We start from the raw sequence: 25,453 nt of genomic DNA on the forward strand, positions 1-25,453 counted from the left end.
CTTGCTGCAGGCGTCTGAACCCAGGGGCGCAACGCTAGGGGCGGTGCCTGCCGGCGTTGTCCTTCGCCCCAACCCACCCTCCGCAAACACCGCGTTTGCAATGCTGCGCCCGATGGAGACTCGATAGCGCGCTATAGGGTGTACCATCGGGCTCTGCTCATCAGATAGTAGTCAGCCATGTCCACGCTAAGCGAAGAGAGCCGCCAGATCGTAGCTTCTCTGGCGCACCGTGCTGGTCCCGATGCTGACACTGCACGAATTGCCGAAGCGATCGTCGCGATACTGCAGGATATAAGCGCAGCCCTTACGCCCATCATTGGTCAGCAAGGCGTGATCGCGCTTTATCGCCGCAGCCTGCATCTGTGTGCATCCACCCATCCTCGTTTGGCCTGCACATATGACAACTTGCAGACGCCGATGGATCTGATTGAACTCAAAACCGTACTCGTCGAGCAGGACGAAACCGACGCGCAGTTTTTCGGTGAGATGTTGCTGACTACTCTCTACGAGCTGCTGACCACGCTGATCGGGCCCTCGCTTACCGCACGTCTGCTTCGTGGCGTGTGGCAGCCTTCTTTGAGTGAAACCCCTTCGCAGGAAAATTCGCCATGAGCACCAAAGTAGCTATCAACCGTCTGGCCACCGGCGTGCCAGGACTGGACGAGGTGCTGGGCGGAGGCCTTCCGGAGTTTTCGTTCAACCTCATTGCCGGTCCGCCTGGCTGCGGCAAAACCACCCTCGCGCACCAGATGATGTTTTCCCTGGCGACGCCTGAACGCCCGGCGCTGTTCTTCACCGTGCTCGGCGAGCCGCCGCTGAAGATGCTGCGTTATCAGCAGCAGTTCCACTTCTTCGACAGTGAAGCGATAAACCGGTCGATTCGCTAAATCAACCTGGCCGACGACACCCTGGCTGGCGATCTGGACGAAGTGCTGCGGCGCATCGTCAGTGAAGTCGAGGCGCACTCCCCGTCGCTGGTGTTCGTCGACTCATTCCGCTCCGTGGTGCTGGCCAGCCAGACTCAGGACAATCCGAACAACAACCTGCCGCAGTTCATCCAACAACTGGGCATGTTGATGACCACCTGGCAGGCAACGACCTTTTTGATCGGTGAGTACTTCACCGAAACCGACACCAATCCGATTTTCACCGTGGCCGATGGATTGATCTGGCTGCGCCAGAGCGTCGAACGCAATTCCATGGTGCGCAAGATGGAGATCATGAAGATGCGCGGCCAGCCGACAGTGCCTGGGCTGCACACCTTCCGCATCAGCACCTCGGGGGTCAAAGTCTTCGCCCCGGCAATCCCCAATTTCTCGGTGGAGGCACCACCGGAGCACCCAATCAAGCGCTTGAAAATGGGCGTGCCCAAGCTGGACGAAATGCTCGGCGGGGGCCTGCCTCGGGGCTACTCGTTGCTGGTGGCAGGGCCGTCGGGATCGGGTAAGAGCATTTTGGCCGCGACCTTTCTCGCCGAAGGTGCGCGCAATGGCGAAACCGGCGTGATCGCCGTATTCGAGCAGCGGCCCAGCTACTCGCAGAATCCCAAGTTGGCCAACCTGATCATGAGCGGGCAGGTAGGTTTGGTGGACAGCCGTGCCCCGGATCTTTCCATCGACGAAGTCGTCCAGTTGCTCCTGAGCGAGATCAGCCGGCTGAACGCCACCCGGGTGGTGATCGATTCGCTGTCGGGCTTCGAACTGGCGCTGGCGCCGACCTTCCGGGAGGACTTCCGTGAGTCGTTGTCGCGCATGGTCACGGCGCTGACGGGGGCCGGGGTCAGCGTGTTGATGACCTCTGAGCTGGAGGATCGCTACACCGACTTGCGCTTCAGCCCCTACGGTACGGCGTTCATGACCGACGCGATCATCGTGCAGCGCTATATTGAAGTGGAAAGCCGCTTGCTGCGCATCATGGCGGTGGTCAAGGTACGCGCCAGCGCGCACTGCAATGAGTTGCGCCAATACCACATCGACGAAAACGGCCTGCAGATTCGCGACATGCTGCCGGATCAAGAAGGGCTGCTCGGTGGCCGACCGACGAACAGAGTGCAGGATCGCCACACGCAGGACATAAAAAATGTTTGAGCCCGACTCGTGAGCGAAAACGACGGCAAGGAGGAGCGCGAGGTGGCCAATGCCGCTCACGAGCTCTTCCTGCTTGGGCAAAAGACCGTCGAGGCGCGGGCCGTGTTGGCCGCGCTGCAAAATCAGTTGAGCGACGCCAGCAATCGACTGGCGGATACCCAGCAGGTCGAGCAACTGATAGAGGCCAATCAGCAGTTGGTCCTGGCAATACTGCTGGCGCAATCAGACGCTGCAACCCTCCCGCGCCTGGAGGATCAGTGTTTGTACCAAGAGTTGCGTGAAGCGAACGCGCAACTGGTCCTCGCCGCCCTCAGCGCGCAAGACCTGCATGCCACCGCAGAGCGCGCACTGAGTCAGCAGAAGAACATCCTCGCAATGGTGGCCCATGAACTGCGCAACCCACTAACGCCCATCAGCCTGATTGTCGGCGCTGTCGGCCATCCAGCTGTCGACCCGCTCCGGCGCGTAGCCGCGGACGAAGTCGAAACGGAAACCGCCGGCACCGTACCCGCTGCGCAGGTTGGCGAATTCGTCGCGGAACATGCCATAGACCTGCGGATGGCCGGTATTGAGGTCCGCATCGCCGCCGATGAAACGATCACCGTCGTCGCAGTCATTGGGGTAGTTGCCCGGGTCGGCGCAGTCGTTGCGCCAGAAGCCCTGGCCGGCCGGCAGGTTGATTTCCTTGTCCGGGTAGCCGCGGTTCATGTGATTGGGCACCACGTCGTAGAGCACCTTCACCCCGGCACCGCCCAGCGCGCCGGCGGCCTGGCGCAGCTGGGCGTCGCTGCCGTAGCGGCCATTCTTGTTGAAGTCGTGCCAGAAATAGCCCTCACCGCCGCCGGACTTGCTGCCGTCGCTCCAGCTGGAGAAGTCACGCCAGGGCACCGGCATCCAGATTGCCGAGAAGCCGTCGGCGGCGATGGTCGAGGCCTGCTGACGGAGGGTGTTGTACCAGTCGTTCGGCGCTTCGCGGACGACGTTCCAATGAAAGCCCTGGAGGATGATTTCGTCGCCGCCGTGGTAGCGCACGGCGTTGGGGCTCTTGCCGGCCTGGTCGGCCATTGACTGCAGCGGCAACGGCAGCAGGATCGCCGCCAATACGGCGGCACGCAGGATGTGGCTCATCGCAATACTCCGGTTCTTGTGCTTGTTCGGGTATCCGACGGCAGGGCCGCCAGACGAGGATGAACGCCGGCCGGGTCTTCGACCGGCACCCGCAGGCTGCCCCTGCGCGCCCCCGTCACCAACCTCCCCCGCCCCGTTGCAGGCGGCGTAGTGGCCAGGCCGAAGGCCCCTGGCAATCATCTGCGCCCCTCTCGTCTCATCCCCGCCCCGGGGATTACGCCGTTCTCATCCCTGGTACGCCCTCACCCTGCGCCAACGAAATCCGCTGCCGGGAGGATGCCGCTCCCTGCCCTTTCCCCGAGGCTTCTGCCACCGAGCTGCGCCGCCCCTGGCTGGCAGCGACGGCGTGATCGATTCGGCATTAACAAGAAAAACAAGGACCTCGTCATGAAGCACACCACGCACCCTCTGTTCGTCCTCAAACCCGCCTGCCTGCTTGCCGCCCTGCTGGTCGGCGGCCCGGCCCTGGCGGTCGATTTCCACGGCTATCTGCGTTCGGGCGTCGGCGCCACGGCCGGCGGCGGCGACCAGGCCTGCTTCCAGGCCGCCGGCGCTCCGGCGAAATATCGTCTGGGCAACGAATGCGAAACGTACGCCGAGATCGGCCTCGGCCAGGAGGTGTGGAGCGAAGGCAACCGCAGCTTCTACGTCGACAGCATGATCGCCTACCGCTCCGACCAGGGTAACGACTGGGAAGCCGGCGGCACCGATACCGACGGCGGCGAGAACAACCCCTTCGACGAGGCCGGCACCACCTCCATTCGCCAGTTCAACGTGGTCGGCAAGAACCTCATCCCGAGCCTGCCGGGCGCGGCGATCTGGGCCGGCAAGCGCTACTACAAGCGCCACGACGTGCACATCAACGACTACTACTACTGGGACGTCTCCGGCCCCGGCGCCGGTATCGAGGACATCGACCTGGGCTTCGCCAAGGCCAGCGTGGCGTGGATCCGCAACACTGACGGCGACTGGGTTTATCAGGGCTCGGGCACCGGCACCAACCTGGCCAACGACACCCTCGACTTCCGCCTCGCTGAGATCGACGTCAACCCGGGCGGCAAGCTGGAAATCGGCTACGACTACGGCAAGGCCAACCTCACCGACGAGCAAGAACGCGACCCCGGCTACGAGGACCAGAAGGGTCATCTGGTCACCCTCGAGCACACCCAGAGCGACTGGTTCGGCGGCTACAACAAGCTCGCCCTGCAATACGGCACCGACGGCATCATCGGCAGCAGCGGGCGCAACAGCACCGGTAACAGCGACGGCAAGATGTTCCGCCTGGTCAACCAGGGCGTGGTGGGCCTGAGCGACAACATCGAGATGATGTACGTGCAGATCTACGAGGACCGCGACTTCGACAACGACTCCGGGCAGACCTGGGCCAGCTTCGGCGTGCGCCCGGTGTACAAGTGGAGCGACGTGATGAGCACCGCGCTGGAGTTCGGTTACGACCGCGTCGATCCGCAGGCCGACGGCGAACGCAGCCGCGACCTGAAGAAGCTCACCCTCGCCCAGCAGTGGTCGGCCGGCAACAGCTTCTGGGCGCGCCCGCAGATCCGCGTGTTCGCCACCTACGCCAAATGGGACGGCGGCCGTTACCAGGCGGCCAGCGAGTCCATTGATGCCGGCGACGACGACGGCCTGACCTTCGGCGTGCAGGCCGAAGCCTGGTGGTAAGCCGCAACGTTTAAGTGCCGTCGCGGACCGACCGCGACGGCTCCCCTTCCGCTCCCACCGTCCAGACGGTGCCTTTGCCCCGACGCTGGCAGGTCGGGGCATTTTTTGTTCGGAGAACCACCATGCATCGGATGTTATTTCTTGCCGCCGGGCTAGCCGCCCTGACGGTTGCCGGCTGCAGCAGCGAGCCGTTGCGCCGGGTCGACGCCCTCACTGCCACCCCGGCGCCGCTGCAACATTCGGTCGAGCAGGCGCGTGATGCGCTGGCCGCCGCACCGACCTGCTGCAGCAGTATCGACCAGCTGCCCTTCCAGCCACTCGAGGCCGGTTTCACCGGCGACGTGCTGATCAACACACAGGCGCCGGCCTACAACTTCGAAACCGGCAAGAGCTTCTTGCGCGCCTTCACGCTGCCAGCTGGCGGTCCATCATTCGAGATCCGCCTCTACAGCCAGGCCGGCAGCAGCGTGCTGGCGCCCAACGCCATGCTGCTCGACAGCCGCATGCGTCCGACCCGCCTGCTGGATGGTGACGACTTCGCCTATGTACCGCCGACCGGGCTCAAGGGCGACAGCCTCGACGCGCACCTGCGCATCGATCGCTCGCAGCCCGATCATCCGGGCAACGAGCGCTACCTGATCCTCTACACCAGCGACGCGCAGATGGCCGGCCAGACCGTGCTGCAGCACCCGGCCAAGGCCTACGCCAAGGCGCTGGGCAACGAGCCGCCGAGCATCCCCGACCCGGTGGCGAAGCACTCGCCAGTAGGCATGATCCGGCTGGTGATGATCCCCGACAGCGCCGCCGGCTCGACCGCCAAGGGCTACGTACCGGGCTACAGCATCGGCCAGGAGATGGGCAACGAACTGCCCGCCGCGCCGGCGACGACGGTGCTGCCGGAGACCTCGGCGTACTACCGCCAGGCGATCGATGCGGCGCTGGCGCAGAAGGACCTCGAACGCGCGCTGCGTCTGGCCGACGAAGCGACGCGAGTGGGTGACAGCGGCGCCAAGGGGTATCTGCTGGAGCGCATCCAGATTAAGTGACCGCACACGGGGCGGCTCGGACGCCCCGACACAACGCAGGATGCAGCGATGACAACTATAAGATCTGCCTTGATCCTCCTGACCATACTTCTCAACACTCCCGCATTGGCGCTAGAGCGCGATGCCCTGACGATCTGGATCAACCAGGACAAGGGCTACAACGCCTTGGGCGAAATCGGCCAGAACTTCAGCAAAGCCAGCGGCATTCCAGTCACCGTCGCCACCCCCGAGGATCTCGCCGTCCAGTTCGACCGGCTGGCGACGACCAGCAAGGGGCCGGACATCGTCATCTTTGCCCATGATCGTTTTGGTTCTTGGATCAACAATGGCCTGCTCGCGCCGGTCACCCCCAGTCCGGAAGCCCTGGCGCGTGCACCAGCCTTCGCCTGGGAAGCGATGACCGTCGGCAATCATTACTACGGTTATCCGCTGGCGACCGAGGTGGTCGGCCTGATCTATAACCGCGACCTTGTGCCCGAGCCACCCAGCAGCCTGGCGGAGGTCGAGGCGCTGGACCGGAGACTACGTGCCGAGGGCAAGCGCGCCATCGAATGGGACTACCGCAACCTCTACTTCTCCTGGCCGATCATCGCCGGCAGCGGCGGCTACAGCCTGAAGAAAACGAACGGCATCTACGACCTTTCTGACATCGGCCTGAACACCCCCGGCGCCATCGAGGGCATGGAGTCGATCAAGCGCTTGCTCGACAACCAGACCCTGGACTCCGGCGCTACTTACCAGAGCATGATGGAGGGCTTCAAGGCGGGACGTACGGCGATGATCATCAACGGCCCCTGGGCCTGGAACGAAGTACGTCAGGCCGATATCCGCTTCGGCATCGCCGACATTCCCACCGCCGACCCAGCACGCAAAGGCAAGCCGTTTGTTGGCGTACTCGCTGCTGCGATCAACAGCAACAGCCCGAACAAGGCCGCGGCACATCGCTTCATTGAGGACTACCTGACCAGCCCTGATGGCCTGGCGCGGATCCACGCGGAAAAGCCTCTGGGCGCAGTGGCCAACCTGGCGCTGATGGAGCGTCTGCGTCACGACCCGCTGATAGCGCACACCTATGCCTCGGCACAGGCGGGCGAAATCATGCCGGACATCCCAGAGATGAAGCGCTTTTGGGCGCTGGTCACGCCGCGGATGGAGCCGATGCTCAACGGTCAAAAACCCATTGCGGAAACCCTTACCCATATTGCTGAACGACTGGCAAAGGGAGCGCAGATGCAGTCATGGCGCCGCCGCCACTACCCCTTGAGCCCTGATGTGGCCGAGCAGAAATAACGCATGGCCATGGTTTGCGCACGGGGCGGGGCTCGATCAGCCGCCCCAAGTTCGCCCAACCCCATCAGCCCTCGCTGCAGTAGGGCTGCAGACCGGCCGGGCGGCGATACGCTTCGCGACGGCGATGATCACCCGCTACGGCGCCAGCGTTCCGATACGACGCACATCGTGCATTTCTCTTTGCGATCACGACTGGGTCAGCTGCTTGTACAGCTGCGGCAGGCGGAACGGCAGCTGTTGCGGCTCCTTGATCAGGGTGTAGCCGTTGGCGCCGAACATGTACGGCAGGTAGTCACCGGCCTCGCGGTCGATGGTGATGCAGAACGGCAGCAGACCCTGCTTGCGCGCTTCCATGACGGCCTGGCGGGTATCTTCGACGCCGTAGCGGCCTTCATAGAGGTCCAGATCGTTCGGCTTGCCGTCGGTGACCAGCAGCAACAGCTTGCGCCGCTGCTTGCAGTTGCCGAGCAGCTCGGTGGCCTGGCGGATGGCCGCACCCATGCGGGTGTAATAGCCGGGCTTGAGCGCCTGGATACGGCCGCGGGTTTCATCGCCATAGGGCTGGCGGAAGCTCTTCAGCTCCTGCATGCGCACCTGCTGGCGACGCAGCGAGGAGAAGCCGTACAGCGCGAAAGGGTCGCCAACCGCCGACAGTGCTTCGCCGAACAGCAGCAGGCTGTCGATGACCACATCGATCACTCGGTGCTCGTTGTCCAGGTGCGCGTCGGTGGACATGGACAGGTCGGCCAGCAGCAGGCAGGCCAGGTCGCGGCGATTCTGCCGTTGCTCCATGAACAGGCCACGTTCGGCGCACTGACCGTTCTGCCGCTCGACGTGAAAATCGAGCCAGGCCTGCATGTCCAGCTCCGAGCCCTGGGGTTGCTGGCGCAGCCACTGGCGGTCGTTGCGCAGGTGCTCGAACTGCCGACGCAAACGTCGCGCCAGCGGCGACAGGTGCAGCGGCAACGGCTTGGCCTCGGCGCCGCGCGGCAGCATCAGCTGCAGGTTGACGAAATCCTTCTGCAGGCACTGCTTGCGATAGTCCCACTCGGGCAGCTTGATGCCTTCGCCCAGCGGCACATCGTCGAAATCCGCGGCCGGCAGGTCCAGGTCCAGCTTGAGCCCGCCGCCCTGGCGCATGCGCTGACGCGACAGGGCCAGCTCGTCGAGATCCTCGGCGACACGGGCCGCGTCGAGGTCCTCGGTGTCGTCGCCGCAGCGGTCCAGTTCGATGTGCTCGGACCAGCTGAACAGGTTCTCCAGACGGAACAGCAGCAGACCGCCCTTGCTGGAGCTCTCGTCCACCCGCCGGGCGCGCTTGCGCTGACGGGACTCACCGCCGGGCGGGGTTTCCAGATTGCCCTCGCCTTCCTCGGCGCGCTGGGCAGCCTGGGGTTCACCGAGGTTGTCCGCCGGATACAGCCACAGCGGCAGCGGCCAGGGCGCGCGCTCGCTGCGTGGAAACTGGCTGACGCTGCCCGGCTCGCGCAGGGCCTGGCATAGCGCCGCTTCCAGCGCGGCCTCGGCCTTGGGCAGCTGGCTCGGGTCCGGGCGCAGCTGCAGATGGGCTTCGACCAGACGCTGATAGCGCGGGCGCATGGCCGGAAAATGTTCAAGGATTGCCTGCGTCCAGCGCTGGTTGTCGCGCGCCCAGTGGCGCATCGGCCCGGCCTGCGCGGCGAGCAGCGCCAGCCAGCGATACAGATCCTGGTTCAGCGAGACTTCCGGATAGACTGCCAGGCTCTGCGGCAGCCGCAGGTTGCTGGCGTCGCACCAGGCCACCGGCAGTTGCTTGCAGGTCCCGGCGACCTGTTGCAGCAGGTTGCGCCTGAGCAGCAGATCGCGCGCGCTGGCGGCTTCGACGCCGACCCCGCTGGCGCCACCCATGGCGCGGAACAGCAGCGACAGCGGCCGCTGCATGCTCTCGAGCTCGACCCGTGCTTCCGGAAAATCCGGGTTGGCGCGACGGGTGATGAAGCGGTGCCAGACACTACCGACCCACTCTTCCACTTCGATGGTAAAGGCCATGGCGGTTACTCCGTGCAGGCACTGAAAAAGCAAAACGGCCCGCTGTTACCAGTCGGGCCGTCGATCCTCATTGCGACTCGTCTCAGGCCGCGGCGGCAGCTGCTGCTACGACCGGTACCCGACCGCGCTGGCGGAAGCTGTACAGGTAGCAGACCAGGCCGATCAGGAAGAACACCCCGGCGATCAGACGCAGCCAGAAGAAGATGGCCAGCTGGTCAGCAGTGTTCATGAACGACATGGCAGCGCCATCGGCAGGGATCCGCTGCAGCCACACCTGCACCACGCCGGCTGCGGTGAGGAACAGGGTGATCGCGACCATGGAGATGGTCATCAGCCAGAAGCCCCAGACTTCGATGCGCTGAGCACGTGCATCCGGTGCTTCGCCCAGGCCACGCAGACGCGGCATGGCGTAGCTGATCATGGTCATCACGATCATCGCGTAGGCACCGTAGAAGGCCAGGTGGCCGTGTGCAGCAGTCAGCTGCGAACCGTGGGTGTAGTAGTTCACCGGAGCCAGGGTGTGCAGGAAGCCCCACACGCCGGCACCGAGGAAGGCAGTCACGGTGGTGCCGATGGCCCACAGCGAAGCGGCCTTGTTCGGATGCTCGCGGCGACGACGGTTAACCATGTTCAGCGAGAACAGCACCATGGCGAAGAACGGCAGCGGTTCCAGGGCGGAGAAGATCGAACCCAGCCACAGCCACACGGTCGGTGCGCCGATCCAGAAGAAGTGGTGACCCGTACCGATGATGCCGGTGATCAGAGCCATGGCGATGATCACGTACAGCCACTTCTCGACCACTTCGCGGTCCACGCCGGTGATCTTGATCAGGACGAAGGCCAGCATCGAACCCATGATCAGTTCCCACACGCCTTCCACCCAAAGGTGCACGACGAACCACCAGTAGTACTTGTCGCGTGCCAGGTTCTCGGGGTTGTAGAAGGAGAACAGGAAGAACACCGCGAGGCCGATCAGACCGGTCATCATCACCGTGCTGACCACGGTCTTGCGACCCTTGAGCATGGTCATGCCGACGTTGTAGAGGAAGCCCAGGGCCACCACCACGATGCCGATCTTGGTGATCGTCGGCTGCTCTAGGAACTCGCGTCCCATGGTCGGCAGCAGTTCGTTCTTGGTCATTTCCGCCAGCCCTGCATAGGGCACGAAGAGATAACCGAGAATGGTCAGCACGCCGGCCGCGGCGAACACCCAGAACAGGATGATGGCCAGTTTCGGACTGTGCAGTTCGCGGTCCGCTTCCTCGGGAATGAGGTAGTAGGCCGCACCCATGAAGCCGAACAGCAACCAGACGATCAGCAGGTTGGTGTGAACCATCCGCGCCACGTTGAATGGCAGCAGCGGGAACAGGAAGTCACCGATGACGTACTGCAACCCCATGATCAGACCGAACAGGATCTGGCCGACGAACAGGATCAGTGCAAACACGAAGTAGGGTTTGGCAACGGCCTGCGATTGGAATTTGAGATGCGGATTGATGATGCTCATCTCGTGGCCCCTCCAGTGAAATCGGAAACAAAGACGTCCATCAATCAACCCTCCCTGTTTGGCGGCCAGTTGTTGGTATCGATCTTCGAAGTCCACTTGAGGAACTCCGCCATATCGTCAACTTGCTGTTCGGTCAGATTGAACTGGGGCATCGCACGACGACCGGGGGCGCCGAGTGGCTGGGCCTTCATCCAGGCGTGCAGGAAGGGCTTGAAGGCCTCTTCACCACCACGACGGACGAACACGTTGCCCAACTCCGGCGCGAAGTAGGCGCCTTCACCGAGCAGGCTGTGGCAGCCGATGCAGTTGTTGTTTTCCCAGACTGCCTTGCCGCGTACTACCGCTTCGGTCATTTCCGATTCGTTCGTGCGTTCGGGGAAAGTCTGCTCTGTGTGGTAGGTAAGACCGAGGAACACCAGGAAGAAGAACACGCTTCCTCCGAAGTAGATATTCCTGGCCATTCCTTTGGTGAAGGTCTCGGACATGGTCGCCTCCTCATGGCTTGGCGTGGCCAGTTTAAGAAGGGCGCTATCGAAACCTGCTTGATGGCAATCAAGAAAAACCTGAACGTGGCAGTAGGGCTTTCTGGAGACCCTGCAGGAGGAGCGCGAAGCCAGACGCCACGGGGGCTGCAGCGCGTTGCGGGTCACTGGCCTGCATTTTCGGCGGCGTGACCGTGGCTATATGAGTGGCCCGCGCGGCGATCGCTCGCGGACACTGCCGACACCCTGATGGGCGCCGGCAGGCCGAGAATCAGGCGCGGCGTTGAGTCGCCAGGCGCAGGCCGGTCTTCTTCAGAATGCGGCTGGACACCAGCATCTCGTTGGCCCGGCAGGCGTTGCCCAGCAGCGCACGAATCTGGTTGCGGTAGGCCTCGATGTCACTGGCATCACGCCCATGCACCATGGCGAACAGGTTGTATGGCCAGCCCTCCTGCCGTGGTCGGCGATAGCAGTGACTGACGAAAGGCTGGGCACCGATCAGCGCACCCAGTCGCGCGATCTCGGCGTCGTCGACGTCCCACACGGTCATGCCGTTGTGCCGATAGCCGAGGCGGTAGTGGTTGGGTATCGCCGCGATACGCCGGATCGCGCCGTCCGCCTGCAGCCGCTGCAGCAGCGCCAGGGTGGCGTCGACGTCGATGCCCAGCTCCCCGGCGAGCCAGGCCCAGGGATCGGCCACCAGCGGCAGCCCGGCCTCGGTCAGCTCGATCAGGCGGCGGGTCAGCCCATCGTCAGACGGGGAAGTGCAAACCGACATGGAAGGTTTCCTCTTTCGGCAGATTCAGCACCGCCAGGCCGGTCTTGGCCTCGATGCGCGCGATGCTCTCGGCGATGCCCTGCGGGGTCTCGCAGCCGAGCACGAACCACATGTTCCAGCGGTGTTCGCGGCGGTAGTTGTGTGCCACTTCGGGCATCGCCTCCAGCTGAGCGGCAACCTCGTCGAAGCGCGCCTCCGGCACCGACAACGCAGCCAGGGTGAAGGCACCGCCAAGCCGGTCGATGTCGAACATCGGCCCGAAGCGGGTCAGCGTGCCGTCGTCGAGCAATGCCTGGACCCGCTCGCGCAGGGCCACGGACGTGCTGCCCAGCTCCTCGGCCAGCGCCTCCCAGGGGTGGCGCACCAGCGGCAGGCCATGCTGCAAACGATTGATCAACAGCCGGTCGAATTCATCCATTGGCGACCTCGAGCAGCGGCGGTGCAAAACGGCCACCGCACTGCTTGAAGGCCCGCGTGCTGAACAGCAGCTGATGCGGTACATCGCTCAGACCGTTGTCCGCCAGCAGGCGCTCGATCAGCTGGCAGACCTGCTCGCGCTCGCGGCCATGGACCATGCAGAACAGGTTGTAGGGCCACTGCGGCAGACGCCGCGGGCGCTGGTAACAGAGATTGACTCCGGCAGCCTGGCCAAGACGTCGCCCGACTTCGTCGACCTGCGCGTCGGGGATGTCCATCACCAGCATGGCGTTGGCGCGAAAGCCCAGCGCGCGGTGCTTGAGCACCAGGCCGAAGCGGCGGAACAGCCCTTCTTCCTGCCAGCGTTGAATCTGCTCCAGCACCCGCTCCTCGACGCTGCCGATCTGTTCTGCGAGCCGCTGGTAAGGCCGCGCGGCCAGCGGCAGCCCGCCCTCGAGCAGGCGGCGCAGCTGCAGCGCCTGCAGGTCATTGAGACAACCGGTCATGATGGATCTCCCAGCGGGAAGCCGAGGTCGATGCGAAAGGCCTGCTGCATCGGCAGGTCGAGCGGTGTCAGCCCGGTATCGGCTTCGATCTCGGCCAGCAGCCGGTCGATGTGTGGCCGATCCGGCCCGGTCAGCACGAACCAGAGGTTGTAGCGATGCTCGCGCAGGTAGTTGTGGTTGACCTCGGGAAACGCATTGATGCGCGCCGCGACCTGCTCCAGCCGCGCCGCGGGCACGGCCAGCGCGACCAGGGTGCTGGCGCCGGCACGGCTGTGCTCGAAGACCGGGCCGATACGCGACAGGCCACCGCCCTCGTGCAGTTGTTCGAGACAGGCGAGCACCTCCTCCTCGCTGCAGCCAAGCTCGTCGGCCATGGCGCGGTAGGGCTCGGCGCACAGCGGCATGCCGTGCTGGTAGCGGTCGATCAGGCGGCGACTGAGGGCGTCGATGTGCATGTCACAACCCCGTCTCGTGGGCGCGGCTGCTGAAGAAGATGCCGCTCGGACTTTGCGCCGGCAGTCGCTTGAGCAGCTTCAGGGTGTAGGGGTCCCAGACCTGGATTTCCTCGCCATCGCGCACCGACAGCCAGAGCTGATCGCCGCGGGCGGTGAACTCCATGTGCAGCACGGCCGGGCCCGGTTCCAGATCGGCGATGACCTCGTGGGTCTCGCTGTCGATGACCTGGACCTTGCCGTTGTCGGGGTGGGCGAAGTTGACCCAGATCTGCCGCGCGTCAGGTCGTGCCATGACGAAGATCGGCTGACCGGCAACGTCGATGGCGTCGGTCTGCTGCCACTTCTCGGAATCCATCACCAGCACACGATGCTGGCCGACGGCGGGGACAAAGGTCTGGTTGCCGGCCACGGTCCAGCCTTCCAGGTGCGGCATCTTGTAGACCGGCAGTTTCTGCTGGCCGCGGCCATAACCATCGAGAATGCGCTCGACGCCACGCTCGGGATGCCAGAGGTCGATCTTGGCCATGCCGTCCTCGCCGAACAGGCCGGCGATGTAATAGCGCCCTTCAGGAGTCAGCAGCGCATCGTAGGGTTGGCGGCCGATACCCTCGAAACGGGTGATCTGCGGCTCGTTGCCCTGGCTGAAATCCAACAGCCAGGTTTCATCGGTATCGAACAGGCTGTAGATGAAGCGCCGACCGGGCACGTCGATCACGCCGACCACCCGCGAATTGCGGCTGCCGTCGGCCAGCGGCGTCGCCGGTATGTCGGCGACCAGCTCCAAGGTCTTGGCATCGAATACCTTCACCCCACCCGGCTCGTAGTTGCCGACTGCGATCAGCGTGCCGTCCTGGCTGATGGCGCCACCGATGCTGTTGCCACCCTGGATGACGCGACGATCGATGCGCTGGCGCAGCAGGTCGACCTTGGTCAGCCCGCCGTCGCGGCCGAATACGTAGGCGTAACGCTGATCGCGGGAAAACACCACCGAGGCATGGGACAGGTCGCCCAGCCCCTCGATGCGGGCGAGCTGGCTCTGGTTGCTGCTCTCGATGATCTGCAGACTACCGGTGGCGCGCTCCACCACCACCCCGAGGTCACCGGTGCCGCGCAGCGGTTGCTGTGCACAGGCCGCGAGCAGACCGGCCGCAGCCAGCAGCAGAAAAGGACGAATCATGGCTTGGGATATCCTTCGAGCAGGCGGTCGACCAGGTAGGCGATGTCCTGCTCGTCGAGCAGGGCATTCCAGCCGGGCATGGCCGTACCGGGGCGGCCGTGGGTAACGGTGGCGATCAGACTGTCACGGGGTTTGCCGGCTAGCGCCTCGCGGGTGAGCGCGGGGCCGAGACCGCCGGTCATGCGCAGGCCATGGCAGGAGCCACAGTCCTGAAGCAGCAGATGGTCGAGCTTCGCCTGGCGTTCGGCAGTGGGGGCCGCGGCCAGGGCGGTGGGAATCAGGAGGAAGGACGCCAGGGCCAGCCCCAGACGTGAAACGGCGTGTCGGGCAACTGTCATGGCGTCCTCCAAGGTGTTACTTCTGGCTAAGAACCCACTCGGCGAGGATCTTGGCTTCTTCTTCGGTGACCGGGTTTGGCGGCATCGGGATCGGACCCCATACGCCCTGGCTGCCGTTCTTGATGTGGCCGGCCAGCAGATCGGCAGCGCCGTCCTGCCCCGCGTACTTGGCGGCGACTTCCTTGAAGGCCGGGCCGACCAGCTTGGCGTCGATGCTATGGCACGCGGCGCAAGGCTTGCTCTTGAACAGCGCTTCGCCGTCCTGTGCGAACGCCGGCTGCAGGGCCAGCGCGCCGCCAAGGGCGAGCAATGGGAGCAGAATTTTTTTCATGAGTACTTCCTCAAGGCTAATCGGGGGCGGATCTTGAGGCCCGCCCCCAGGTGGACTCAGTAAACGTCGTACTGAGTGTTGTGGACGTTAAATTTACCGGTTGGGGTAATCAACCTTTTGTCCTTGATCACTGTTTTGAGTTCTAGCGTCTTGTCATCTACGACAACAATCGCGGACTCCTCTTCCTGACCATTCCAGACCGAGAACCAGACTTCGTCGCCCGCCTCGTTGTACTCCGGCTGCACCACGCGCTGGGCCCCGCCTTTCAGGCCGGACCACTCGCCGATGGGCAGCACCTTGTAGCCTCCCTCCAGATTGCTGATGTCGAAGACTGCAGCGGACTGGCTGATCTTGGCGTCCGGGTGGAAGGTGGTATCCAGGTACAGGTGCTTGGACTTCGGATGGGTCTTGATGAACAGCGAACCGCCACCTTGGCCCTTCAGAGTCTCGACCACTTTCCAGGCGTTCTTCGGATGCTTGTCCGGGTCGGTGCCAATCAGCGAGATGGTCTCGTCGCCCAGGTGGCTGGTTGCCCATACCGGTCCGAATTTCGGATGCACGAAGTTGGCGCCACGGCCTGGGTGCGGAATCTTGCCGACATCGACCAGCGCGGCCATCTTGCGCTCTTTCGAGTCGATCACCGCAACTTTGTTGGAGTTGTTCGCTGCCGTCATGAAGTAGCGGTGGCTCACGTCCCAGCCGCCGTCATGCAGGAACGGTGCGGTGCCGATCATTGTGGTGGTCAGGTTGTTGATGTCTTCGTAGTTGACCAGCAGGACCTTGCCGGTCTCCTTGACGTTGACGATGAACTCGGGATGTTCGTGGGAGGCGATGATCGCCGCGACGCGCGGTTCCGGGTGGTATTCCTGGGTACCGACGGTCATGCCGCGGGTGGAGACGATCTGCAGCGGCTCGAGGGTCTCGCCATCCATGATGGTGAACTGTGGCGGCCAGTAGTCGCCGGCGATCACGTACTTGTCCTCGTAGCCCTTGTACTTCGAAGTTTCAACCGAGCGGGCCTCGATGCCGACCTTGATTTCAGCGACCTTGACCGGCTCCTTGCCCCACAGGTCGATCATGTCGATTTTGGCATCGCGACCGATGACCAGCAGGTAACGACCCGAAGCGGACATGCGCGAGATATGCACTGCATAACCGGTGTCGATGGTCTTGACGATCTTCTTGCTGTCACCGTCGACGAGGGCGATCTTGCCGTCGTCACGCAGGGTGACGGAGAACAGGTTCGGCAAGTTCAGCTTGTTCATCTGCTTTTTCGGCCGATCTTCCGGCTTGACCAGCACGTTCCAGGAATTCTTCATCTCCTTCATCCCCCACTCGGGCGGGGTCGGCGGAGTGTGCTGGATGTACTTGGCCATCAGCGTGATCTGGTCCTTGGTCAGCGCGTTGGACGTCCCCCAGTTCGGCATACCGGCAGGCGAACCATAGGTGATCAGCGCTTCCAGATAGGCCTGGCCACGCTCCTGGGTGATGTCAGGCGTCAGCGGCTTGCCGGTCGCGCCCTTGCGCAGCACACCGTGACAGCCGGCGCAGCGCTGGAAGTAGATTTCCTTGGCCTGCTCGAACTCGGCGCTCGTCAGATCTGGCGCACCCGGCGAATGCACAACCTGAGCGCTAGCCGGATCGACCGCCGACGCCTGCCCCTTGTAGGCCGCCTCAGCGGTCTCGGGGTTCGCTGCGGCCTGGGCAACGGCCAGACCGAGCATCGAAAAGCCGGCGATGAAGCCTGCCAGTAGTGGTTTGCTCATACTGATATCTCCTCTGAATCGCTTCATGCGATTCCTGCTAGTGACGGCGGTGCGGCAGTTCCCGGGGACTTATTTGGTGCGATTGCATCCTAGGAGAGGGGAAGTGGCTAAGCGCTTGACGACAATCAAGAGAGCCCCCGGCACCCCCTCAGCGTGACGCCTTGTCGCGGGCGTAACGGGTCGAAACGTCTGGAATCGGCTTCGATTGGTCGGCATCAGGTGCGGGACTTGATCGCAATCAAGCTTTGCCGGCGGATGGCTTGAGAGGGGTCGGTGGGGCCGGTAGCTTGGCGATGGAAATAACCAACTGCTGCCGTGAGGTACTTGCCTGTGAATGCGATTGAAATCCCGACTGCCGCCGGCACGCCTGACGCGCCCTTCTACCAACCGCTGGGCAACGAGGAGCAGCTGTTCCAGCAGGCCTGGCAGCACGGCATGCCGGTGCTGATCAAGGGCCCGACCGGCTGCGGCAAGACCCGCTTCGTGCAGCACATGGCGCATCGGCTGAACCTGCCGCTGTACACCGTGGCCTGCCATGACGACCTCTCCGCCGCCGACCTGGTCGGTCGTCACCTGATCGGCGCCCAGGGCACCTGGTGGCAGGACGGCCCGCTGACCCGCGCGGTACGCGAAGGCGGCATCTGCTACCTGGACGAAGTGGTCGAGGCGCGGCAGGACACCGCCGTGGTACTGCACCCGCTGGCCGACGACCGCCGCGAGCTGTTCATCGAGCGCACCGGCGAGGCGCTCAAGGCGCCGCCGGGCTTCATGCTGGTGGTGTCCTACAACCCCGGTTACCAGAACCTGCTCAAGGGCATGAAGCCAAGTACGCGCCAACGCTTCGTGGCGATGCGCTTCGATTACCCGCCGGCCGCCGAGGAGGTGCGCATCGTCGCCAACGAGGCGCAGGTGGATGACGAACTCGCCGCTCAGGTAGTCAAGCTCGGCCAGGCGCTGCGCCGGTTGGAGCAGCATGATCTGGAGGAAGTCGCCTCGACCCGCCTGCTGATCTTCACCGCGCGGATGATTCGCTCCGGCATGACGCCGCGTCAGGCCTGCCTGGCCTGCCTCGCCGAGCCGCTGTCGGATGACCCGCAGACGGTCGCCGCGCTGATGGATGTGGTCGATGTCCACTTCGCCTGAAGCCAGCAGCCAACTGTCCCGGCGCCTGCCGGGCGATCTGGCGATGTGGTTCTTCATCCTCGCCGAGCTGACCGTCTTCGCCATCCTGATCCTGGCGTTCGCCGCCACGCAGATGCTCAATCCGCAGCTGTTCAGCGAGAGCCGCGCGGCGCTGGACAGCTCCATCGGCCTGGCGCTGACCCTGAGCCTGCTGACCTCAGGCCTGTTCGCCGCCCTGGCGGTGGAACAGGTGCGCGAGGCCCAGTCCGGGCGCGCGACGCTGTTGCTGCTCGCCGCGCTGGGCTCGTCCTGCGTCTATGTGGTGCTCAAGCTCAACGAGTACAGCCACCTGGCCGGGCTCGGCCTGGGCATGGAACACAACACCTTCTTCACCCTGTACTGGATTCTGACCGGCTTTCATTTCCTGCATGTGCTGCTGGGCATGGTGATCCTAGGCTGGCTGGCCATGCGCTGCCGCCGCGGTGCCTACGGGCCGGACGAGCACAGCGGCCTGGAGTCCGGAGTGCTCTACTGGCACATGGTGGATATGGTCTGGGTGCTGCTGTTCCCGCTGGTCTACGTGCTGAGGTAAGTCATGTCTGCTTCGAAGATTCTGGTGGCCTGCTGGCTCGGTCTGGCACTGCTGTCGGTTTCCACCGTGCTGCTGGGTAATGCCGGCGCCACGCTGGCATTGGCTGGTGCCGTTCTGCTCACGGCGTTCGGCAAGGCCTGGCTGATCACCGACGGTTTCATGGAGCTGCGCCACGCTCCGCGGGCGTGGCGTCTGCTGCTGCTCGCCTGGCCGCTGGTACTGGTGCTGGGCGTGCTGCTGACCCTGCTCTGACCAACGGTACACCGCCGCAAGAAGCTGACGATGCGGTCAGCCACGCCCCGCGACTTTTATTGTTTCCGATCAAGGCCAGCCCTACCCCGCTCGTTGATCCTGCTGCTCAAGGAACGGGCGCCCGAGACGGCGCGCCCGGTGAGATACGCTGCCGAAGCGGAGCCGCCCCATGTTGAGAATCAGCCATTACCTGCGCGCCCTGGCCCAACCGGCCACCAAGGTGCTCGGTGCCCGCAGCGCCAGCGGCAAGCGCCCACCCGTGGTGATCTGGAACCTGCTCAGGCGCTGCAACCTGACCTGCAAGCACTGTTACGCGACCTCCGCCGACAGCGAGTTCCGCGACGAACTGGATACCGCCGAGGCGCTGAAGGTGATCGACGATCTGCACGAGGCCGGTGTGCGCGTGCTGATCCTCTCCGGCGGCGAACCGCTGCTGCGGGCCGACATCTTCCAGCTGGCCGATTACGCCCGTGACAAGGGTTTCTTCGTTGCGCTGTCCACCAACGGCACGCTGATCGACGAGAGCAACATCGAGCGTATCGCCGCGGCGCAGTTCGACTACGTCGGCATCAGCATCGACGGCCTGGAGGCAGTGCATGACGAATGGCGCCAGCTCAAGGGCAGCTTCGCCGCGTCCATGCATGCCATCGACCTGTGCCGCCAGCGCGATATCCGCGTCGGCCTGCGCACTACCCTGACGCAGAACAACTACCCGCAGCTGCCGGCACTGCTGGCGCTGATGCGCGAGCACGACGTGCAGAAGTTCTATCTCTCGCACCTCAACTACAGCGGCCGCGGCAAGCGCAGCAGCAAGGCCGACGCCCATCACCAGATGACCCGCGACGCCATGCGTCAGCTCTTCGAGCAGGCCTGGGACGACGTCCAGCACGGCCGCGAGACCGATTTCGTCAGCGGCAACAACGACGCCGACGCGGTCCTGCTGCTGCAGTGGGTCGAGGAGCGCCTGCCTGAGCATCGCGACCGCCTGGAAGGCATGCTGCGCGCCTGGGGCGGCAACGCCTCCGGCAGCGGCATCGCCAACATCGACAACATCGGCGACGTGCACCCGGACACCTACTGGTGGCAGCACACCGTCGGCAACGTGCGCCGCCAGCGCTTCAGCGATATCTGGCTGAACGAGCCGGCGCCGCTGCTGCAGGAGCTGCGCCAGCATCCGCGCGCGGTCGGCGGTCGCTGTGCCGACTGCCGCTGGCTGGCGATCTGCAACGGCAACACGCGTACCCGCGCCTGGGCGCAGGGCGATCTGTGGGCCGAAGACCCGGGCTGCTACCTCTCCGACGAGGAGATCGGCCTACACGCCGCCAAGCGCATTCCCAGCATCGCCATCTGACCGATCGAGCGGCCGACCAAGCGCCGCTGCAACGCACTCCGTAAGCCCGATGAGAATTCAGGAGCACCGCATGGACCAGCCACTCACATTTCCCGCTTCGCTGAGCGCCGCGTTCGCCCCAGGCGAAGTCGCTCTGGTCGGCGCCGGGCCGGGCGACCCCGGCCTGCTTACCCTGCGTGCCTGGAGCCTGTTGCAACAGGCCGACGCAGTGGTCTACGACCGCCTGGTCAGCGACGGGTTGATGGCGTTGCTGCCGGCCGACTGCAGCCGCCATTACGTCGGCAAGACCAGTGGCTACCACAGCCTGCCGCAGCCGGAGATCAACCAGCTACTGGCCGACCTGGCCCAGCAGAACAAGCGCGTGGTGCGACTCAAGGGCGGCGACCCGTTCATCTTCGGCCGCGGTGCCGAGGAACTGGAATTTCTTCTGCAGCGCGGCATCGACTGCCAGGTAGTACCGGGCATCACCGCTGCGGCCGGCTGCAGCGCCTATGCCGGCATTCCGCTGACTCACCGCGATCTGGCGCATTCCTGCCAGTTCATCACCGGCCACCTGCAGACCAACGGCGAACTGCACCTGCCCTGGGACGCCCTAGCGCAGGGCGGCCAGACCCTGGTGTTCTACATGGGCCTGGCCAGCCTCGGCGAGATCTCGCGCAACCTGATCGCCGCCGGCCTGCCGGTGGACACGCCCGCCGCACTGATCGGCAACGGCACCCGGGAGAACCAGCAGGTGGTGCGCTGCACGCTGCGCCAGCTGCCAAGCATGGCCGACGAGCAGCACCTCACGCCGCCGACCCTGACCGTGATCGGCCGGGTGGTCGGCCTGTTCGCCGAGCGCCAGGTCCAGCACCCGGCGCGGCTGCAGGGTGATCCAGCCCCGCAAACGGAGGCCTTATGCAACTGATACCCGCCCTGCTGCTGGCCGCCGCGCTGCCGGCGGCCACCTTCGTTGCCCTCGACCTGGCCATTCCGCGGGCTGCCGCGGCGACCCAGCCAGCCGACAGTCAGGCGCTGTACGAACAGCACTGTCAGAGCTGCCACGGCGTCAATCGTCTCGGCGGCGCCGGCCCGGCGCTGTTGCCGGAAAGCCTCAGCCGCATCAAGCCGGCCGAAGCCCAGGCGGTGATCCGCGACGGTCGCCCGGCGAGCCAGATGGGCGCCTACTCCCAGGTGCTGAACGACGCGCAGATCGCCGGGCTGGTCGACTATCTGTACCAGCCCTCAGCCGTGCCGCCGACCTGGAGCGACGCCGACATCCGTGCCAGCCACCGCATTCTCAAGGACGTCGCCACGCTGCCGACGACCCCGCAGCACGGCGCCGATCCGCTCAACCTGTTTGTCGTGGTGGAAGCCGGCAATCACCATGTGCGGGTGCTGGATGGTGACCGTTTCGAGGAACTGGCCAACTTCCAGTCGCACTTCGCCCTGCACGGCGGGCCGAAGTTCTCGCCGGATGGCCGCTTCGTCTACTTCGCCTCCCGCGACGGCTGGGTCAGCGTCTACGACCTGCACAACCTGAGCATGATCGCCGAGGTTCGCGCCGGGCTGAACACGCGCAACCTGGCGGTCAGCAACGATGGCCGCTGGGTGCTGGTGGGCAACTACCTGCCGGGCAATCTGGTGCTGCTCGATGCCCGCGACCTGTCGCTGGTCAAGCACATCCCCACCGTCGGCCAGGATGGCACGCCGTCACGGGTCAGCGCCGTATACACCGCTCCGCCGCGCGACAGCTTCGTGGTCGCGCTGAAGGACGTGAAAGAGGCCTGGGAGCTCTCCTACGCCGGCGAGCCGACCTTCGAACCCCGGCGCATCGAGGCCGCCGACTTCCTCGACGACTTCTCCTTCACCCCCGACTACCGCCACCTGCTGGCCACCTCGCGCAAGGCCCACGGCGGCCAGGTGATCGACCTGGATACCGGCAAGGCGGTCACCGATATCCCGCTGCCAGGCATGCCGCACCTGGGCTCGGGTATCTACTGGAAGCGCGACGGCAAGTGGGTGTTCGCCACGCCCAACGTCAGCAAGGGGCTGATCTCGGTCCTGGACCTGGAAACCTGGAAGCTGATCAAGGAGATTCCCACCGAAGGCCCGGGCTTCTTCATGCGCAGCCAACAAAACTCGCCCTACGCCTGGACCGACGTGTTCTTCGGCCCGAACAACGACGCCGTGCACCTGATCGACAAGCAGACCCTGGAAGTCGCCCACACCCTGCGCCCGATGCCGGGCAAGAACGCCGCCCACGTCGAGTTCACCAATGACGGTCGCTACGCCCTGCTCAGCGTCTGGGACACCGACGGCGCCCTGCTCGTCTACGACGCCAAGACGCTGGAGGAGGTCAAACGCATCCCGATGAACAAGCCCTCTGGCAAGTACAACGTCGGCAACAAGATCGAGTTCGCCGAAGGCACTTCGCACTGATCGTGAGCGGATCGCCCACCGATTCAAGGTGGGCGCCCCCACGACGGTCACAACCCCCTACAATCATCGGTTCCGTCACGTTCACTGCATTTAAGGTCGACCATGGATATTGATCTCGCCCGCACCTTTCTCGAGATCATTCGCAGCGGCAGCTTCATCGCCACGGCCGAGCGCCTGCACATCACCCAGACGGCCGTCACCGCGCGCATACAGAACCTGGAAAACCAGCTGAGCTGCCGGCTGTTCGTGCGCAATCGCGCCGGCGCGCGGCTGACGGCCGATGGCGAGCGCTTTGCCGCCTATGCCCGCCAGCTGGTGCAGACCTGGGAGGCCGCGCGGCGCGACCTGCCGCTGCCACGCGGTTATGGCGAACTGCTCACGCTCGGCGCCGAGGTGAGCCTGTGCAACCCGCTGATGCTGGCCTGGGTCCAGCGGCTGCGGCAAGCGCTGCCGGGCCACGCCGTGCGACTGGAAGTGGGCAGCGGCGAAGAGCTGCAGAAGAAGCTCGACCTCGGCGTGCTCGACGCCGCGCTGGTACACCAGCCGGAGTACCTGCCCGGGCTGCAGGTCGAACAGCTGCTGGAGGAAAAGCTGATCCAGGTGGTGCAGGCGCAGAATCCAACGCCGTATCTGTACGTGGATTGGGGGCCGGCATTTCGCAAGCAGCATAACCAGGCGCTGCCGGAATACACCCGCGCCGCGCTGTCATTCAGCCTCGGGCCGCTGGCCTTGCAGTATCTGGTGCAATGCGGCGGCCGCGGCTACTTTCGCACCCGCGTGGTCCAGCGCTATCTGGAAGAAGGGGTTCTCAAGCGAGTGGAGCAGGCGCCGGAGTTCAGCTATCCGGTCTACCTGGTGCATGCACGCGCCAGCGAATCGCCCGCGTTGCTCAAGGCCGTCGAGCTGCTGCGCGAAGTAGCCCTCGACGATTACGACTGGTCACGCTGGTACTACGATATCTGAGCGTCGCGCCGGACTCAGTCCGGCAGCTGCTTGAGCCAGTTGCGGTACAGCGCGGCGATCAGATCCGTCTGGGTAATCATGCCGACCAGCCGCTGTTGCGCATCGACCACCGGCAGGCAGTGCAGGCCGCGATCCGAGAGTAGATAAACCAGTTCGACCATGTGCGTATCGGCGGTCACCGAGACTACTGGCGAACTCATGATCGCGCGTAGCTTGGTGCCGCGCAGGAAGTTCAGCTGACCGAAACTGAGCCGCCCCGGCCGCGGGTGGAAGTGCTTGAGCAGGTCCACCTGGGTGACGATGCCAACCAGCCGATGGTCGTCGCCCTGCACCACCGGCAGCGAGCGCAGCCGGTGCACCTGCAGGGTCTGCCAGGCCTGCTCGATGAAGGTATCCGGCGTGTGCCAGTACAGATCGCGTGACATCACGTGCGCCGCGGTGATCTCGCCCATGCTGCGCCGCAGGGCGTGCTTTTCGGTCTGCTTGATCAGCCGTTCGAGGTCGTCACGGGTGACGTCGACATACTCGCCGAATTCCTGCAGCGCGCGATCCACGTCGTCATGGGTGAAGCTCATGCGCTCGCCCGGCGGCAGGTCGCGGGTGTGATGACTGTTCTCGCGGCTCAGCCGCGGCTTCGGATAGGGATGCCCGGTCAGGTTGTTGTAGACCAGCGCGACCGTCACCAGGAGCGCCGAATAGAACAGCACTGGCCCGACCAGCGCGTAACCCAGCTGATGCAGCTCCGGGCTGCCCACCGCCGCCACCAGCGCCAGCGCGATGCTCGGCGGATGCAGGCAGCGCAGATAGAACAGACAGAGCAGCGACAGGCAAGCCGCCAGCGCCAGCGAGGCGATACTGGGCAAGCCGCTCATGCCCAGACTGATGCCGATCAGCGCCGCCAGCAGATTGCCAACCAGAACCGCCCATGGCTGGGCGAACGGGCTGGACGAGGCGACGAACACCAGCACCGCTGAGGCGCCGGCTGGCCCCATGATCTGCAGGGTCAGCGAACTGCCGACCAGCATGTAGCCGCTGCAGAACACCAGCGGCATGACGATGGCAACGCCGAGGGCGGCGCGTAACCACTCCTTCGGCGAAGCATTCAGCGGGGCTGGAAGGAACGAGCGAATCCAGAGGGCGAAAGAGTCGTGCATTGGTCCTGCTTGTGTCGAAATCGGAGAGGCCGCCCGACGGGCGGTGGAGCGGTCCGTCCCTGGACCTGTTTTGAGCGAGATAGCTGCCCGGGCGTTCAGCTGGCCAGCAGCGGCGCTGCCTGCGGCACGCGCTCGTCGCGGCGGGTGCGCACGGTCAGCCAGGTGTTCAGCGCCATCAGCAGCATGCCGCTGGCGAAGATGGCGCCGCCGGCCATGCGCACGATGTAGCCGGGATGGCTGGCTTCCAGCGCCTCGACGAAGGAATAGGTCAGCGTGCCGTCTTCGTTGATCGCCCGCCACATCAGGCCCTGAGTGATGCCGTTGACCCACATCGAGGCGATGTAGAGCACCGTGCCGATGGTCGCCAGCCAGAAGTGCGCATTGATCAGGCCGATGCTGTGCATCTGCTCGCGCCCCCATAGCCGCGGAATCAGGTGGTACAGCGAGCCGATGGAGATCATCGCCACCCAGCCCAGCGCCCCGGCGTGTACGTGCCCGATGGTCCAGTCGGTGTAGTGCGACAGGGCGTTGACCGTCTTGATCGCCATCATCGGGCCTTCGAAGGTCGACATGCCGTAGAAC

Annotated in this window: 24 protein-coding genes and 2 pseudogenes; 12 read left to right on the forward strand and 14 right to left on the reverse strand. The window is 64.7% G+C overall.

What is annotated here, in order from left to right; translation table 11 throughout:
- Positions 1–177 precede the first annotated feature (177 nt).
- Positions 178–612, forward strand: a complete 435-nt coding sequence (locus RT582_RS18110) for a hypothetical protein (RefSeq protein WP_036991643.1) — start codon at positions 178–180, stop codon at positions 610–612.
- Positions 609–2,087, forward strand: a pseudogene (locus RT582_RS18115) (RAD55 family ATPase). The gene RT582_RS18110 and the pseudogene RT582_RS18115 overlap by 4 nt, the downstream one beginning before the upstream one ends.
- A gap of 420 nt (positions 2,088–2,507) precedes the next feature.
- On the opposite strand, the pseudogene mta reads toward RT582_RS18115, so the two are convergent.
- A pseudogene (mta, locus tag RT582_RS18120) lies at positions 2,508–3,215 on the reverse strand (glucan 1,4-alpha-maltotetraohydrolase); the annotation flags it as partial.
- A gap of 387 nt (positions 3,216–3,602) precedes the next feature.
- Between mta and RT582_RS18125 the strand changes: the two are divergent.
- The 3 genes from RT582_RS18125 to malE all read left to right on the forward strand — a co-directional run bounded on the left by RT582_RS18125 (position 3,603) and on the right by malE (position 7,231).
- A complete protein-coding gene (locus tag RT582_RS18125; protein WP_179485738.1) occupies positions 3,603–4,895 on the forward strand; it encodes a maltoporin in 1,293 nt (430 codons plus the stop codon).
- A gap of 122 nt (positions 4,896–5,017) precedes the next feature.
- Entirely contained in the window at positions 5,018–5,941 is a 924-nt protein-coding gene (locus RT582_RS18130; protein ID WP_313479028.1) for a MalM family protein, read from the forward strand.
- Between the two features lie 48 nt (positions 5,942–5,989).
- Entirely contained in the window at positions 5,990–7,231 is a 1,242-nt protein-coding gene (gene malE, locus RT582_RS18135) for a maltose/maltodextrin ABC transporter substrate-binding protein MalE (protein ID WP_031298088.1), read from the forward strand.
- A 186-nt stretch (positions 7,232–7,417) separates the two neighbouring features.
- Here malE and RT582_RS18140 read toward each other — a convergent pair whose 3' ends face one another.
- The 11 genes from RT582_RS18140 to RT582_RS18190 form a co-directional block, all read right to left on the reverse strand.
- On the reverse strand, positions 7,418–9,259 hold the full coding sequence (locus tag RT582_RS18140) for a nitric oxide reductase activation protein NorD (RefSeq protein ID WP_014819182.1): 1,842 nt from the start codon (positions 9,257–9,259) through the stop codon (positions 7,418–7,420).
- An 82-nt stretch (positions 9,260–9,341) separates the two neighbouring features.
- The gene (locus RT582_RS18145) at positions 9,342–10,766 is read right to left on the reverse strand and encodes a cbb3-type cytochrome c oxidase subunit I (RefSeq protein ID WP_015275765.1); all 1,425 of its coding nucleotides are present in this window, start codon (positions 10,764–10,766) and stop codon (positions 9,342–9,344) included.
- 44 nt (positions 10,767–10,810) lie between these two features.
- On the reverse strand, positions 10,811–11,251 hold the full coding sequence (locus RT582_RS18150; protein WP_014819180.1) for a c-type cytochrome: 441 nt from the start codon (positions 11,249–11,251) through the stop codon (positions 10,811–10,813).
- A 268-nt stretch (positions 11,252–11,519) separates the two neighbouring features.
- Positions 11,520–12,026 carry a siroheme decarboxylase subunit beta gene (ahbB, locus tag RT582_RS18155; protein ID WP_014819179.1) on the reverse strand — a complete coding sequence of 169 codons (507 nt, stop codon included), beginning with the start codon at positions 12,024–12,026 and terminating at the stop codon, positions 11,520–11,522.
- Entirely contained in the window at positions 12,001–12,444 is a 444-nt protein-coding gene (locus tag RT582_RS18160) for an Lrp/AsnC family transcriptional regulator (RefSeq protein WP_041016046.1), read from the reverse strand. Before RT582_RS18160 ends, ahbB (RT582_RS18155) begins: the two co-directional genes overlap by 26 nt.
- Positions 12,437–12,949: a siroheme decarboxylase subunit beta gene (ahbB, locus tag RT582_RS18165; RefSeq protein WP_014819177.1), complete on the reverse strand. Its 513-nt coding sequence runs from the start codon at positions 12,947–12,949 to the stop codon at positions 12,437–12,439. The genes RT582_RS18160 and ahbB (RT582_RS18165) overlap by 8 nt, the downstream gene beginning before the upstream one ends.
- Positions 12,946–13,404 (reverse strand): Lrp/AsnC family transcriptional regulator, encoded by a 459-nt coding sequence (locus RT582_RS18170; RefSeq protein WP_023446219.1) that lies wholly within the window; start codon positions 13,402–13,404, stop codon positions 12,946–12,948. Before RT582_RS18170 ends, ahbB (RT582_RS18165) begins: the two co-directional genes overlap by 4 nt.
- Before the next feature lies 1 nt (position 13,405).
- Positions 13,406–14,581, reverse strand: coding sequence for a cytochrome D1 domain-containing protein (locus RT582_RS18175; protein ID WP_014819175.1), 1,176 nt, complete (start codon positions 14,579–14,581; stop codon positions 13,406–13,408).
- On the reverse strand, positions 14,578–14,919 hold the full coding sequence (locus tag RT582_RS18180; RefSeq protein ID WP_042923947.1) for a c-type cytochrome: 342 nt from the start codon (positions 14,917–14,919) through the stop codon (positions 14,578–14,580). Before RT582_RS18180 ends, RT582_RS18175 begins: the two co-directional genes overlap by 4 nt.
- A 16-nt stretch (positions 14,920–14,935) precedes the next feature.
- Positions 14,936–15,250 carry a c-type cytochrome gene (locus RT582_RS18185; RefSeq protein WP_041016043.1) on the reverse strand — a complete coding sequence of 105 codons (315 nt, stop codon included), beginning with the start codon at positions 15,248–15,250 and terminating at the stop codon, positions 14,936–14,938.
- A 56-nt stretch (positions 15,251–15,306) separates the two neighbouring features.
- Entirely contained in the window at positions 15,307–17,022 is a 1,716-nt protein-coding gene (locus RT582_RS18190; protein WP_096780428.1) for a nitrite reductase, read from the reverse strand.
- 324 nt (positions 17,023–17,346) lie between these two features.
- Between RT582_RS18190 and RT582_RS18195 the strand changes: the two genes are divergently transcribed.
- From RT582_RS18195 to RT582_RS18225, 7 genes are all read left to right on the forward strand, one after another.
- The gene (locus RT582_RS18195) at positions 17,347–18,159 is read left to right on the forward strand and encodes a CbbQ/NirQ/NorQ/GpvN family protein (RefSeq protein ID WP_014819171.1); all 813 of its coding nucleotides are present in this window, start codon (positions 17,347–17,349) and stop codon (positions 18,157–18,159) included.
- On the forward strand, positions 18,143–18,730 hold the full coding sequence (locus RT582_RS18200) for a cytochrome c oxidase subunit 3 (RefSeq protein WP_101275078.1): 588 nt from the start codon (positions 18,143–18,145) through the stop codon (positions 18,728–18,730). Before RT582_RS18195 ends, RT582_RS18200 begins: the two co-directional genes overlap by 17 nt.
- Before the next feature lie 3 nt (positions 18,731–18,733).
- A complete protein-coding gene (locus RT582_RS18205) occupies positions 18,734–18,982 on the forward strand; it encodes a cytochrome C oxidase subunit IV family protein (protein ID WP_014819169.1) in 249 nt (82 codons plus the stop codon).
- A 169-nt stretch (positions 18,983–19,151) separates the two neighbouring features.
- Positions 19,152–20,333, forward strand: coding sequence for a heme d1 biosynthesis radical SAM protein NirJ (nirJ, locus tag RT582_RS18210; protein WP_313479037.1), 1,182 nt, complete (start codon positions 19,152–19,154; stop codon positions 20,331–20,333).
- Between the two features lie 70 nt (positions 20,334–20,403).
- Complete coding sequence (gene cobA / locus RT582_RS18215) at positions 20,404–21,240, forward strand: uroporphyrinogen-III C-methyltransferase (RefSeq protein WP_313479040.1); 837 nt, start codon at positions 20,404–20,406, stop codon at positions 21,238–21,240.
- Positions 21,231–22,754, forward strand: a complete 1,524-nt coding sequence (locus RT582_RS18220) for a nitrite reductase (protein ID WP_313479043.1) — start codon at positions 21,231–21,233, stop codon at positions 22,752–22,754. The genes cobA and RT582_RS18220 overlap by 10 nt, the downstream gene beginning before the upstream one ends.
- Before the next feature lie 102 nt (positions 22,755–22,856).
- Positions 22,857–23,717 carry a LysR family transcriptional regulator gene (locus RT582_RS18225; RefSeq protein ID WP_014819165.1) on the forward strand — a complete coding sequence of 287 codons (861 nt, stop codon included), beginning with the start codon at positions 22,857–22,859 and terminating at the stop codon, positions 23,715–23,717.
- A 14-nt stretch (positions 23,718–23,731) separates the two neighbouring features.
- On the opposite strand, the gene RT582_RS18230 is transcribed toward RT582_RS18225, so the two are convergent.
- On the reverse strand, positions 23,732–24,871 hold the full coding sequence (locus RT582_RS18230; RefSeq protein WP_014819164.1) for an HPP family protein: 1,140 nt from the start codon (positions 24,869–24,871) through the stop codon (positions 23,732–23,734).
- Between the two features lie 95 nt (positions 24,872–24,966).
- Positions 24,967–25,453: cbb3-type cytochrome c oxidase subunit I (locus RT582_RS18235; RefSeq protein WP_313479048.1), on the reverse strand; the 487-nt coding region annotated here is incomplete at its 5' end.

Origin of the sequence: Stutzerimonas kunmingensis, assembly GCF_032106285.1 — a bacterium.
Taxonomy (GTDB): Bacteria; Pseudomonadota; Gammaproteobacteria; order Pseudomonadales; family Pseudomonadaceae; genus Stutzerimonas; species Stutzerimonas kunmingensis_B.

Coding starts and splice junctions, on each gene's coding strand:
- RT582_RS18175 (WP_014819175.1), bottom strand. CDS start 14,581: ATGATTCGTCCTTTTCTGCTGCTGGCTGCGGCCGGTCTGCTCGCGGCC.
- RT582_RS18220 (WP_313479043.1), top strand. CDS start 21,231: ATGCAACTGATACCCGCCCTGCTGCTGGCCGCCGCGCTGCCGGCGGCC.
- RT582_RS18185 (WP_041016043.1), bottom strand. CDS start 15,250: ATGAAAAAAATTCTGCTCCCATTGCTCGCCCTTGGCGGCGCGCTGGCC.
- RT582_RS18205 (WP_014819169.1), top strand. CDS start 18,734: ATGTCTGCTTCGAAGATTCTGGTGGCCTGCTGGCTCGGTCTGGCACTG.
- RT582_RS18180 (WP_042923947.1), bottom strand. CDS start 14,919: ATGACAGTTGCCCGACACGCCGTTTCACGTCTGGGGCTGGCCCTGGCG.
- RT582_RS18130 (WP_313479028.1), top strand. CDS start 5,018: ATGCATCGGATGTTATTTCTTGCCGCCGGGCTAGCCGCCCTGACGGTT.
- RT582_RS18110 (WP_036991643.1), top strand. CDS start 178: ATGTCCACGCTAAGCGAAGAGAGCCGCCAGATCGTAGCTTCTCTGGCG.
- RT582_RS18150 (WP_014819180.1), bottom strand. CDS start 11,251: ATGTCCGAGACCTTCACCAAAGGAATGGCCAGGAATATCTACTTCGGA.
- nirJ (WP_313479037.1), top strand. CDS start 19,152: ATGTTGAGAATCAGCCATTACCTGCGCGCCCTGGCCCAACCGGCCACC.
- cobA (WP_313479040.1), top strand. CDS start 20,404: ATGGACCAGCCACTCACATTTCCCGCTTCGCTGAGCGCCGCGTTCGCC.
- RT582_RS18160 (WP_041016046.1), bottom strand. CDS start 12,444: ATGGATGAATTCGACCGGCTGTTGATCAATCGTTTGCAGCATGGCCTG.
- malE (WP_031298088.1), top strand. CDS start 5,990: ATGACAACTATAAGATCTGCCTTGATCCTCCTGACCATACTTCTCAAC.
- RT582_RS18125 (WP_179485738.1), top strand. CDS start 3,603: ATGAAGCACACCACGCACCCTCTGTTCGTCCTCAAACCCGCCTGCCTG.
- RT582_RS18225 (WP_014819165.1), top strand. CDS start 22,857: ATGGATATTGATCTCGCCCGCACCTTTCTCGAGATCATTCGCAGCGGC.
- ahbB (WP_014819177.1), bottom strand. CDS start 12,949: ATGACCGGTTGTCTCAATGACCTGCAGGCGCTGCAGCTGCGCCGCCTG.
- RT582_RS18140 (WP_014819182.1), bottom strand. CDS start 9,259: ATGGCCTTTACCATCGAAGTGGAAGAGTGGGTCGGTAGTGTCTGGCAC.
- ahbB (WP_014819179.1), bottom strand. CDS start 12,026: ATGTCGGTTTGCACTTCCCCGTCTGACGATGGGCTGACCCGCCGCCTG.
- RT582_RS18170 (WP_023446219.1), bottom strand. CDS start 13,404: ATGCACATCGACGCCCTCAGTCGCCGCCTGATCGACCGCTACCAGCAC.
- RT582_RS18145 (WP_015275765.1), bottom strand. CDS start 10,766: ATGAGCATCATCAATCCGCATCTCAAATTCCAATCGCAGGCCGTTGCC.
- RT582_RS18230 (WP_014819164.1), bottom strand. CDS start 24,871: ATGCACGACTCTTTCGCCCTCTGGATTCGCTCGTTCCTTCCAGCCCCG.
- RT582_RS18200 (WP_101275078.1), top strand. CDS start 18,143: ATGTCCACTTCGCCTGAAGCCAGCAGCCAACTGTCCCGGCGCCTGCCG.